Raw genomic sequence first — 11,223 nt, 5'->3', positions numbered from 1 at the left:
AATTGCTGCGGAGTGACGTGGGAGACGTAGGCGAGGTCACCGATGCTGCGGATCTCGTTCTGGTACAGCACGGGCACGTCATCGACGGGGGCATAACGAGTGTCAGCAACCGCTTCCGACAGCTTCGTCGCTAGCGCGTCGGCCACCGCCTGAGCGTTCGCCTTGGTCCCCAATTCCTCGGCCGCAGCGGCATGCGCGTCCTCGAAGCGATTCAGGTTCGCAGCGTCGATCGACGTGGTGTTGTCCGGCTTGTTCTTCCAAAGTCGCTTCGTGAACTGCATCGACATTTCCTTCTCGCTGTGAACCTGATGGATGAGCGGTCGAGATCGCCCCCGCGTCCCCTCCGCCGCTCAGCCGGGGAACACGTCGCTGCCGGGGAACAGGTCGATCCCCGGCAGCAGGGGCGTCAAGGGGTCACTGGCGCTTTCGTGAATCCGGCATCCTCGAGCACGCGATCCCAGCCGGGGCCGCCGAAGTAGTGGCGGATGGATGCGCCGTACTCGGTGTCGACCATGCCGTTGACGACGGTCGGCCACGTGAGCGAGCCCTCACCGTCGGTGATGGTCTGCTCGCCCATCTCGGTGACCTCACCGGCGAGGAACAGGCGGGCGTAGTAGATCGTGTCGACGCCCGAGTTCGCCTTCGAGATCAGCAGGTACCGCTGCTGGCGGATCTGCGCAACGGTCGGCTGGTCGAACGCGACCTCACCGGTGACCGCGTCGGCCAGCATCGCCGACAGATCGACGCCGAGGTTGTTCTCGATGTTGTGGCGGTTGGTCTCCAGGCCGGTGAAGTTGATGCCCGAGACGTCCGAGGTGAAGTCGGACTTGACCGGGTTGGAGTAGCCGATCGCGTTGATGTCGGACTTCTCCATCTCGCGAGAGAGCGTGATGGCGTCGTCCTTGCTGAGCAACCCGAAGTCGTACGCGCCTTCGGGCAGCTCTGCGAGTGCAGACTGTGCGCCTGCGGTGATGTGCTCGATCACCGGGACGGTCATCGGCATTCCGAACACGTGGGCTTCGTTGGGCTTGATGATGAGTTCGCGCTGGTGACGGGCGACCTCGAGTTGACCGACTCTGCTGGGCATGGTGCCTCCTTAAGGCATGAAAAATGGCCCACAGCAACAGCAATGGGCCAGAAGAGGGGTGATCGATTACGAGCGAGGTCGCTGCAATCCCAGGACGTAGTAGGCAATCTCTCGCCGCTGGTCGGGGTTTTCGTACGGCTCGGACTCGGGCGGAGTGTCCGTCCGGCAGAAGTCGACGCAGACCGGCTTCGGTTCGTCGTCGACTTCGATGTCGTTGCCTGCGATGTTCTGCAATCGCTGTTGCACTCGGCGCGCCAGTTTCGATGCGCCGCGCGGGTCGGGGTGGTGGCAGATGACGCTCACGCGCGGGTAGTCAGTGATGCCGTCGTCACTGCCCCCAACCCGATTGATCTGGATGCCGATTCCGTCGTCGTCGGTCGGCGGCTCGGTGTCGGTCTCGGCGAGCGGGGACAGGAAGGACATGAGCACGTCTTCGACGTTCGGATAGAGCGTCTCGTCCAGTTCCACCACCATCAGCGGCCCCCTCGCTTGATTGCCTGCACCGCTGCAGCCACCGCACGGACTTTCTTCGATCGCTTGGTCCCGAACAGTGCCGAGAGGTTGCCAGGCGAATAGGCGACGATCCGGTGTCCCGGGCGTCCGTCGCGGCCGACGGCCGGTTCCTTGCGGACCATGGCCGAGAGTTGGCCGGTCCCGCCCGGTACGCGAGCGGCGGAACGGAATGCAGCGATGCCGCGGTCCGCTCCCCTGCTCGTTGCCGATCGCACTGCTCTCGATCGCATGACCGCCTTCTCGTCGCGCGAGGTGTAGCGGAAGGTGCCGGGCTTCGGGTCAGCCATTGGCCGCTCCCCCTTTCCACTCCACGAGTGTTCCCCAGACGTGATCGGCGATGCCGTCCTCGTCGAACCAGGTCTGGAGATCGCCGTCGACGTGCAGGCGCTCCCCGATGCCGTCGACAGCGAGAACGTTCTCGGTCGACTCGGGAAAGCCCGGCGGCGCGTACAGGATCCACTGCTCGGATCGTTCCAGCGGAACACCCTCAGTCGAGGCTGCAGGTTGGACCGAGCAGCCGGGATATTCGGCTGTGGCCACCTCGGTCATCACGCCGCGCTTGCCGCGGACTCGATCGACGACCTTGACGGTCTGATTGCCGAGCTCGTCCATCAGCAGTCCCCGAAGTGATACTGCGGCATGATCGCCAACGAGATTCCCAGCAGTTGCTTGTGGAAATCGGTGATGACCATCGAGCCGCCCGGGTCGACGAGCGTGCCCGACCGGGTCACGCCGCCGACCGTCCGCGAGTACTGCGTGTGGCCGGCGTATTTCTTGTTCGCCAGCGCGGCGCGAACGACGTCGACCACGACGTACTTGGCTTGCGGGTGACCTTCGGCCAGATCCGGCTTCTTGTCGGTGATCCACTGCGAGACCGCGGCGATCTTGGCCGCGGCGTCGACCGTCTCCGACTCGGTGAGGGTGCTCGAGATGTCATTCGGCGTCGCGAACTCGGCCACGTCGCACCCCCTTCGCTACTTCGCGTCGAGCTTGTCGACGGCCGCGATGAGCTGGTCCTTGTTCAGACCATCGGTCGCGACCCCACGCAGTGCTGCGTACTTCTCCCACGCCACCTCTGTGGCTGCGGCTTTCGGCCGCGGCGCAGGGGTTTTACCCTGCGCCTGCAGTGCAGCCTGGCGATCGGCTTCAGCCTTCGCTGCTGCGGCTTGTTCAGCCGCCTGCCGCTCCGCTTCGTCGTCCACTGCCTGCTCGGCCGCGTCGCTCGCGAGCTTGATCGCGCCGGCGCGAATCAGACGGTCGACCTCGGACTCGGGCGGGTCGAGGAGGTCACCCTTACGATGGCGAACTCCCGCGCGGTCTCTCCAGAGGGACGCCACCATGACGTATGCGCCGCCCATCACGCGATCCCGGAGATCCAGCAAGCAGACTCGGGCTCGTCCACGCCGATCATGCGGATCTGCGTGGTGTCCGAGCGCCACGACTCGGTCGAACCACCGTTCGGACCGCCTCCCTCGGGGTACATCCCGGTGCCCTCCAGTGGGCGAGGGTCGGCGTAGAAGCCCGTGATGCCGCGCTGGCAGACGAGTCCGCGGTCGATCGGCCACAGCGGGGAGTGCAGGACGTTCAGATTGAGAACCTTGTTCGGGAGCAGGCCCGTGTAGGTGATCGACTGATCCGCGACGTTGCCGACGTAAATCTTGTTGAACTCCTCGTTGTCCATGAAGTCGTACAGCAGAGCGCTGTTGAGCACCAGCGTGTCCGGACGGTAACCCTTCGGCTTGGTCGGGTCGCCGTTGTGGAGCGCGCCCGCAACGAGTTTCGCGGCCTCCTTGATGTCCGAACGGATCTTGCTGGTCGCGTCCTCCCATTCGGCGGTCGCCGCGACCTCGGGCACCGACGCCGCCTCGAGAGCGGACCGGAACCCCAGGTCGTTCGCCTGGATGATCGTGTTCGCGGTTCCGGTGATCTGCTTACGCAGCTTGTCGATCTGATTGAAGTCGCGCATTTCTCGCGAGACTCGCACGGCCGCAGCGGTCTTCACGCCACGGGCGACCTCGGGCAGCCCCTCGCCCAGGTCGAACACCGGGATCTCGCCGAACTCGGCGACGGCCTCGGGGTTTCCATCGAGGAACAGCGGGACCGAACGCTCGAACTGCACGAGCAGGCTGCCGGGATTGCCGGCGTTGCGGAACATCGCCTCACCGATGATGTTGTCGCGCACCAGATCGATGACGCGCTGCGGGATCGCCTTGGGCTGCCCCATGATCTGATCGACAGTGATGTTTCGACCGTCGTCGATCGAGACGGTCGACTTTGTGGTAACCATGAATCAGCCTCCCAATCGGACGAGGACCGTGTTGTCCGCGTCGGTGTTCTTCTCGATGACGCGACCGAGGGTCTGAGCGAGAGTAGAGCCCGCTGCTGCTTTCTTGACGCCAGCGTTGACGCCCACGACGACGAGATCGCCGGGGCCGGCGGATCCATCGGACTTGACCGGCACGACGGCGGGTGCGGACGCAACAGTGACCTGATCCGTTCCGACGTAGAGAATTCCGGGAGCTGGTGCGACCTTGGGCGCGGCGTCCGTCAATGCGACGCCGAGCACCTTGGCGGAGTCTGCGGTCGCCGGAACAACGCTTCGAGGGCCGACGCCCGGATGCACGACCTGGCCGCCGACTATGGCTGCCTCGGCCGTGTGAGTGATCCGACCCTTCTCGAACTTGACTGTGATTCCCGGCATCAGAAGCCCTCCAGACCCTTGTAGGCATCGCTCTCGCGAATGTTCGTGACCTCGTCGACATCGGTCGACTCGTTCTGGCCGTGGCCGATCTCGGCGACCGGCACCAGCCCCTTCGGCAGGTCGTTGATGACCTGCGTCATTCCGTCCCGATCCGCGGCCAGTGCTGTGAGCCAGTGTTCGCGTCGGGCGGGCGGGAACTTGCCGTCCTTGATCGCGTTGGTCACGAGCGCTTCGTCGGAATCGCGGAGCTGCTGATTACGCGCCTCGCGACCCTGCGATGCCGAGGCGACGACCTCGTCGTACTGAGCCTGATCGACGATCGTCAGACCGTGCTTGCGGGCATAGTTCGAGACCTGCGACGGCGTCGGTTCGCCGTTGGCGTCCGCGGCTCCGCCGGTCTCGGACGTCTGCTCTGCGAGCGCCTCGTCGACGGCTGACAGTGCGGTCTCGTCGTCGGCGTCGACGTCGAATCCGAAGCGCTCAGCGAGGCCTTCCTTGAGTGTGGGCACAGTGCCCTCCTTTCCTGCGTCCCCGGCCTCGGTGGCAGAGGAATTCTTGGGGCGGGGTGTGAGATTGGCCGGGTTCGGCGCTGCTCGGCGTCCCGCGTAGTTGAAAATCGTGAGGTCGAACTTGTTGGTCGCCTGTTCGGCGTCGGCATCGGTGCCTTCGACTCGATCGGCGAGTCCTGCATCGACGGCTTCCTCAGCGGAATACCAGGTTTCGGCCTGCATGGCGGTGCGCCATTCGGCGTTGTCACCACCCGCGCGCTCGGCATAGATGCTGGCGATGTTCTCGCCCATCTTGTCCAGGTAGGCGGCGTAGTCGGCCATGTCCTTGGGGTTGCCGACGCACACACCATTGGGGTCGTGAATCATCATCTGGCTGTTGCGATTCATCACCACGACTTCGCCCGCCATCGCGATCATCGACGCAGCGCTGGCCGCGAGACCGTCGACGATCGTGGTGACCTTCGCCTTGTGCCCGCGCAGTGCGTTCAAGATCGCGATGCCGTCGTACGCAAACCCGCCGGGAGAGTTGATGTGCACGGTGATCTCGTCGGCGGTGATCTCGGCCAGGTCTCGTGCGAACTGGTTGGCACTGATGCCGCCCCAGAACGATTCGCCGATCTCGTCGTAGATGTAGATCTCGGCAGGCCCGTCGTCGTCGGCCTTGTTCTGAATGCGGTACCAATCGCGCTTCGCGTTCGCGGCGTTGATCGGAACTCCCATCCTGTTTCGGTTGGCGTGACTCACTGGTCCGCTCCTTCGGTGTCAGGCGCTTCGTCGGCGCTGTCTGGGTCCGGCGCGGTGAGTCCGAATTTCTGGCGGAGTGCGATCTTGAGCTCGTCGTCGGGCTCCAGCAACCCGTTCTGCACGAGCGTCCCGAGGGCGGCGGCCGTTGCGTCCTGACGAGAACCGATCTCGTCGAAGACGATTCGCGGGGCGGGCTCATCCGGGCCGAAGTTGATGTCGACCAGATCCTCGACAACGTGCGCGTTGGATATGTCGCGAATGAACTCGCCGAGTGCCTGCACGGATTGAGCGAAGGGGTCGGCAAGTACCGATGCGAGCGCATACGAACCGCCGCGATCGAGATTGAGGAAGTGGGCGAGGCCGGCCAGTGCGATCGACTTGTCGTGGTAGTTGATCGCGGCCTGCATATCAGGCAAATTGCCTGAGACGCCCTTGAGTTCGAGCGTCTGGCCGGGTGCCAAACCGACACCGGACGACATGCCGCCCCGATAGCTCGACGCGAGGTCTTGCATGTGCTTGACCTCGGTCTCGTCGTTCTTTGCTGCAGTTCCGACGGGCACACCCATGCCATTCCGACGCGCAGTCGCCGCCTGCAGCCGCAGGTACTCGTCTTTGAGCAGCCAGTGCTTGTAGGCGGGCCGCAGAATCGAGCTGCCCTTCCAGTCACCCGGCTCGGGGTCGCGGACGTACGCGACCAGACGCGAGACCGGGATCTTGACCTTTCCGAGGCCGTACACCACCCGCTTGTTACTCGCAGGTGCGTACTGCTCGATGGCCTCGAGCCCGCCATCGAGCGCGACGAGAATGTCCGAGATCGTCTTCTGTGGTCGCGGTGCCAACTTATGCAGCCGTGCGCGAGATCCGTCGTCGTTGATCGAGTAGACCTGCTCGAAGAAGCTGTGCCCATACGGCAGCATGAGCAAAACCGTCTGCAGATGCTGCGCCCAAGAGAATCGGCCGCGCATGCGTGGCAACGAGTCCGGCTCGGTACCGAGGATGGGAAGACCCAAGTTGCGCGCAACGTCGTCAGTGACCTCGTCGCGAGCGCCGTTCGGATCGACCCACCAGTTCGCACTGCGAATCGGCAGTCCGATCGCTTGGAGGACCGACGAAACGCGCCCATCCTCTTTCATCATGCGGCTGTATATGCGATTGCACTGCGGCCACTGCAGTTCGACGAGCTCTTCGTCCTCGTTCCATAGCTGCAAGGCCGTGGCCTGATCGGTGACGTAACCGGTTTCGTACGACGGAGCGACGATATCTGCCATCGGTCACCACCTTTCAAAATCCAACTGCGAGAGCATCGAAGTCGCGCGGGTTCGACTGCCATGAGCCAGCGCCGAATTGGTTGTCGGTCTGCGGTTCCCTGTCCCACGCGGGCGATACCGGCGGGCCTGACCATCGGGACTCGTAGGTCAGCAGCGCCCAGCGGGCGTGTGTCACGGCATTCAGCGGCGCGATCTGCGCCTCGCCGCGCTTCGACCAGACCCAATCGCCGCCCGGCAGTTCGCGTTTGACGGCACCCTCGGCGGATGCGTTCAGCGCGGGCTGATCGGCGATCGAGAGCATTCCCGACTCGATGTCGTCGAGCATTCCCGTGCAGGCGACCGCAATCTGACCCGTGTTCGACTTGGACAGCTCGATATCCGTACCCGGTGCTGCGAGTAGCGGTTCGAGCACGGTCGACGGCGACTTACCGTCGGTGCCGGTCGCGCACGGATCCCATATCCCGACGAGCGAGGTCAGATTCTCGACCATTCCGGCCTGCGTCGAGGGCCGGAAGTAGCCGACCTCGACGTGGATTCGACCTGCGGTCGTGCGCTGTGCGGCAGCGATGCACCACAGTGCGCGATCCATCGTGCGATCGACACCGATCGCCTTCGGTCCGACGAATTCGGGCCGCTCGAACACCTTCAGGTCGTTCCATTGGTCCTGATCGATGACGGCCCATTTCGGCGTCAGGTTTCCGGACGGCCAGTCACCCCGGCCGAGGTATTCGACATCGAAGCTCTTCATGCCCGCCACGGTCGAGAACTTCCGTAGCTCGGCCGCTAGCTTCTTGACCGTCTGGATCACGCCGAACGACGGGTTCGCCCAGCGCCAGGTGTCCGGCCGTGAACGATCCTGCTCGAGCGGGGACATCCACTCGGCGAAGAAAAGTCCTTCCTCGCCCTCCAGGCCCCGTTCGCGAACTGCAGCAAGCACCTTTCCGTTCGGGTGCTGCTCTTGATTGACCGCGGACGACGTGTAGATGGTCTGCGGGTCATCCGAGTTCATCTTGGTCGGAGACAAGGCGGCCATATCCGCCTCGGTCAGGTCGTACGCCTCGTCGTAGATTTCGAGGTCGACCCGGTCGAGTCCGCGCCCGGCATTTGCGGAGCGCGTCGTGAAAACCACTTCGGCACCGGATGCGAGCACGATCGTGCCTCGACCTTGAGAGCACGTCTTCGACTCGACCCTTTTGAGCATCCAGGGAGTCGTCTTGACAATGTTCCAGGTGCGCTTCCAGAGCGACTTTGCGGTCTCCCACTGCTGTGCAGAGAAGACGATCTTCTCTCCGAGCTTGTAGATGCCGTACAGCACTCGGATCGACAAGATGAGGGACTTGCCGTTCTGGCGCGGAACGATCAGGCAGCACTCAGGATGCGTCCAGGTGCCGTCGGCGTCCTTGGACATGATTCGCTCGAGCGACCAGGACTGCCACGGCATCGCGCGGATGTGCGACGCCGAGCGCTTTGCCAATTCGACTGCCTTGCGGCCAAGTTCGGTCTCGCCAGGGGTGTAGGCCAACGAATTGGGCGTCTGGCGACCCTCTAGCCGAGGCCACTCCGCGGCAATGATGTCCGCGAAGGCCGCATCGATGTCTTCTTCACAGATCGTCGAGGGGGTCGTAGTCAGCGGCGTCGCCATTCTCCGCACGCCTCCTCTTCACCTCTGCGAGCATCTGCCGGAAGACGGTTGCCAACTGCCGCGACTCCTGAGCTGCGCTGTCGATACGGATTTCGAGCACCTCTGCGTCCCCACGGCTTGGAATCAAGCGCATCCAGAGGTCGTCGTCGCCAGTCAGCACACGATGGAGCCGATCAAGGCGGTCCTTGATCCTGCACACCTCGGTGATGAGAGCGGTCATCTCGTACGAGTCGCCGTCGACCGCGAGCTCCTCAAGTAGCTCTTGTCCGCCGTCGTCGAGACTGTCCATCTAGCCCCCTGCGCGTCAGTTTCGAGCCTCGTAAAAAAATCCGTCCTGACTCCGGCAGTCGGGAGTACCCCTCCCCCCTCTGTAATATCCGAGGGGGTGGGCCTGACCAGGCGTTATGCGTGCATACCCGCTAGGGGTATCAACTCTGACGCGAGTCGATCACGGCTTGACGGACGAAGCAGTCCTTCGCCTCGAGCAGCTTGCGGAGGCCAGTCGTCAGCTCGGGGCCGCTTTCGAGGCTGTCTGCCATGCGGTGCGCGATGTCGAACACCGGTGCGCTCACGGCGGCCAGATGGGGCGGCAAGTGCTTGTACTCGAACAGGTCGAGCATGTGCTGTGTCGCGGGATGTTTCGTACCTTCGGGCATTTCGTCTCCTTGTCAGGCCATCGTGGGCCAGTCGAACCACGTCGTACCGATGTCGAGCGACTCATCCTCGGGCGACACCACGACGTCGGGCATGCGCTCATCCATGGCCACGCCAGTGACAGCGGGCCTCTGGTCATCACGTGAGCCACCACCACGCTGCTTGTTGCAGATGCCGTGGAGCAGGCGGTCAGCATCACCACCATCACGCGCTCGCTCTTCCGAGTGGTCGGCGTGTAGCGACTCGCCATCCCAGTTCGCTGTCTTCTCACGGAACATGGGAAGGCCACACCACCAGCACGGTGACCCATCCACATGGTCGGCCATGAGCTGAGCCCTGACCTTCTCGTGTGACCAGCCATAGCCACGCTCAGTAGTGGTCAGCCCTGCCATCTACCGACGCATTACTGTGAGTCGCACGATGATTCGGGTGAGGTTGTAGATCAGCCAATCGAGCATGTATACCTCCACTGTGAGCGGAGAGACGAGGAGTCGAACCCCTGCCCTTTCGGACCGTGCCGCGTTCGAAGCGGTCCCGCTACCACTAGCGGTTGACTCTCCATGTGGTCGATGGCGTAGCAGTTACGCTCGCGTTTGGTTCCGCGACGCACAACAGTGGTGACCAAACCACCCGATGCAACGCACGGACCATCGACCTATTTAGTTGTGAACCGCCACCTCGCAAGCTGTGTGCGCAGGTGGACGAATGACCTCGACCCAGCGCAGTCGTGACCTAGCGCGTGGGCATCATGGGTTGCTTCTCCTGGAGATTCCAGATGGCAGGAGGCTTGACGCTGGATCGAGGAGATTGTGAGCGATGGGGAATGGTCACCACTCTCACTGCGCGTTAGCGTAGCAAACGGGTGGGCACTTAAGCAGTCAACCTGCGATCAGGCCGAAACCCGCTCCCGATTGCGCTTCCTCGACGGGTACTGCTCGTGTGCGTCGAACACTTCGCCCACGACGTACACCGCCGGCCAATCCGGCCGCCACGGCCCGGGCACTGGCCGAATCTTCGATGCGCCGAGCAATGTCTCGAACCGCTTCTTGTTCAGCCCTTCCCAATCACCACCGAGTTCTGCTGCGAGAGAAACGATCCCAGCCTGGTTCAGCCGTTGCCGTTTCGCGCGCTCGATCTTGCTGTCGGTCACCGCGGCGAATCGTTCACGTGGCGGCCGATCGGTGCACGCGAATGCCTGCTCGTACGCATCCTTGATCTCGTGCGGCGCTTCCTCGCAGCCCTCGGTCATCGCCAGGCTGATCAGGTGCGCATCGAGCCACTTCGCCAGGCACGCGGGCGTGTCTGCGTTGTAAGCAGGCGGAACGACGCGTTCGTGCTCGCGCATCGGCCCGATGTACCGACGCCAGTGCGTGTAACCCACTGGAATGAACTCGATCTGCCGGTACTCACACACGTGCCGTACCCAGGTCGCGAGCACGTTGTGCAGGATCCACATCGCCTCCGATCCGGCCTCGTCGAACGGGAGCGGGTAGACCTTCTCGCGCGGTGACCCTCCCCCACCCTGACGCGTGCCGAGTCGATCCTGCCGCGTTGCGGTGATCTCGACATCGATTGCCAGAGCGGGGATCTTGCGCAGGGTGTCGCTCATCGCGGTGAGAACGAATCGCGGGATGAGTAGATGGTCGTCGGTCACCAGAACCTCCACCATGGTCGTTCATCGCTCGCGACCCTCACCCATTCAGGCCGAACCCACGTTTCGAGTTCTACTCGCTTCAGCTCTTGCTGAGCTTCGTATTGGTCGAGCAACGCATCCTCACGGGCCCACTTTTCGCGCAACAACCTCGACGCTCGCACCTCGCGAATGCTGCCAATGCGCCTCGCTCGACGCTCATTCACAGTGCTCATCACCGGCCGCCTATCAAGTTGATCGTGATGCCGAGGCCTTGGCTCGCTTGCCTGAGTGATTCCGTCAGCTCGTCAGCGCAGTCTCGGAGAGTGCGCCAGGCCGTCTCGTCTAGATCGGCGATATCCTCGGCTCTAGCTCGCCACCTCTCGGCCAATTTGCCGAGCGGGACGACCGTCGTCCATCCCAAGATCATCGGCGGATAGGGCTCCTGTGAAATCGAACTCCGATGCCCGCCCGC

The 11,223-nt window shown here is 63.5% G+C and carries 16 protein-coding genes and 1 tRNA gene; all 17 read right to left on the bottom strand.

Going from position 1 to position 11,223, the window contains the following annotated elements:
- Positions 1–281 (bottom strand): hypothetical protein (locus tag CH276_RS14250; RefSeq protein WP_141214718.1); only part of this gene is annotated, 281 nt, incomplete at its 3' end.
- 125 nt (positions 282–406) lie between these two features.
- A complete protein-coding gene (locus CH276_RS14245) occupies positions 407–1,087 on the bottom strand; it encodes a hypothetical protein (protein ID WP_094628861.1) in 681 nt (226 codons plus the stop codon).
- Between the two features lie 66 nt (positions 1,088–1,153).
- Complete coding sequence (locus CH276_RS14240) at positions 1,154–1,561, bottom strand: hypothetical protein (RefSeq protein ID WP_094628859.1); 408 nt, start codon at positions 1,559–1,561, stop codon at positions 1,154–1,156.
- Positions 1,561–1,887, bottom strand: a complete 327-nt coding sequence (locus CH276_RS14235) for a hypothetical protein (protein WP_094628858.1) — start codon at positions 1,885–1,887, stop codon at positions 1,561–1,563. The genes CH276_RS14240 and CH276_RS14235 overlap by 1 nt, the downstream gene beginning before the upstream one ends.
- Positions 1,880–2,212 carry a hypothetical protein gene (locus CH276_RS14230; protein ID WP_094628856.1) on the bottom strand — a complete coding sequence of 111 codons (333 nt, stop codon included), beginning with the start codon at positions 2,210–2,212 and terminating at the stop codon, positions 1,880–1,882. Before CH276_RS14230 ends, CH276_RS14235 begins: the two co-directional genes overlap by 8 nt.
- On the bottom strand, positions 2,212–2,559 hold the full coding sequence (locus CH276_RS14225; protein ID WP_094628855.1) for a hypothetical protein: 348 nt from the start codon (positions 2,557–2,559) through the stop codon (positions 2,212–2,214). The genes CH276_RS14230 and CH276_RS14225 overlap by 1 nt, the downstream gene beginning before the upstream one ends.
- A 15-nt stretch (positions 2,560–2,574) precedes the next feature.
- Entirely contained in the window at positions 2,575–2,982 is a 408-nt protein-coding gene (locus tag CH276_RS14220) for a lipase chaperone (protein WP_141214717.1), read from the bottom strand.
- On the bottom strand, positions 2,958–3,887 hold the full coding sequence (locus tag CH276_RS14215) for a phage major capsid protein (protein WP_094628851.1): 930 nt from the start codon (positions 3,885–3,887) through the stop codon (positions 2,958–2,960). The genes CH276_RS14220 and CH276_RS14215 overlap by 25 nt, the downstream gene beginning before the upstream one ends.
- Positions 3,888–3,890: 3 nt before the next feature.
- Positions 3,891–4,301, bottom strand: a complete 411-nt coding sequence (locus CH276_RS14210; RefSeq protein WP_094628849.1) for a structural cement protein Gp24 — start codon at positions 4,299–4,301, stop codon at positions 3,891–3,893.
- Entirely contained in the window at positions 4,301–5,554 is a 1,254-nt protein-coding gene (locus tag CH276_RS14205; RefSeq protein WP_141214716.1) for a head maturation protease, ClpP-related, read from the bottom strand. Before CH276_RS14205 ends, CH276_RS14210 begins: the two co-directional genes overlap by 1 nt.
- Positions 5,551–6,822 carry a DUF935 domain-containing protein gene (locus CH276_RS14200; protein ID WP_254923850.1) on the bottom strand — a complete coding sequence of 424 codons (1,272 nt, stop codon included), beginning with the start codon at positions 6,820–6,822 and terminating at the stop codon, positions 5,551–5,553. The genes CH276_RS14205 and CH276_RS14200 overlap by 4 nt, the downstream gene beginning before the upstream one ends.
- 13 nt (positions 6,823–6,835) lie before the next feature.
- Complete coding sequence (locus tag CH276_RS14195; RefSeq protein WP_094628845.1) at positions 6,836–8,464, bottom strand: hypothetical protein; 1,629 nt, start codon at positions 8,462–8,464, stop codon at positions 6,836–6,838.
- Positions 8,424–8,753: a hypothetical protein gene (locus CH276_RS14190; protein ID WP_094628843.1), complete on the bottom strand. Its 330-nt coding sequence runs from the start codon at positions 8,751–8,753 to the stop codon at positions 8,424–8,426. Before CH276_RS14190 ends, CH276_RS14195 begins: the two co-directional genes overlap by 41 nt.
- A gap of 139 nt (positions 8,754–8,892) precedes the next feature.
- Positions 8,893–9,120, bottom strand: a complete 228-nt coding sequence (locus CH276_RS14185) for a hypothetical protein (protein WP_094628841.1) — start codon at positions 9,118–9,120, stop codon at positions 8,893–8,895.
- Between the two features lie 12 nt (positions 9,121–9,132).
- A complete protein-coding gene (locus CH276_RS14180; RefSeq protein WP_254923849.1) occupies positions 9,133–9,510 on the bottom strand; it encodes a hypothetical protein in 378 nt (125 codons plus the stop codon).
- A gap of 84 nt (positions 9,511–9,594) precedes the next feature.
- Positions 9,595–9,678 (bottom strand) — tRNA-Ser (locus CH276_RS28505).
- Positions 9,679–10,007: 329 nt separating this feature from the next.
- The gene (locus CH276_RS14175; RefSeq protein WP_141214715.1) at positions 10,008–10,772 is read right to left on the bottom strand and encodes a hypothetical protein; all 765 of its coding nucleotides are present in this window, start codon (positions 10,770–10,772) and stop codon (positions 10,008–10,010) included.
- Positions 10,773–11,223: the final 451 nt, after the last annotated feature.

It is taken from the genome of Rhodococcus sp. 06-470-2 (assembly GCF_002258235.1).
In the GTDB taxonomy this organism is placed as follows: domain Bacteria; phylum Actinomycetota; class Actinomycetes; order Mycobacteriales; family Mycobacteriaceae; genus Rhodococcoides.
This window is presented reverse-complemented; position numbering and strand designations above follow the sequence as displayed.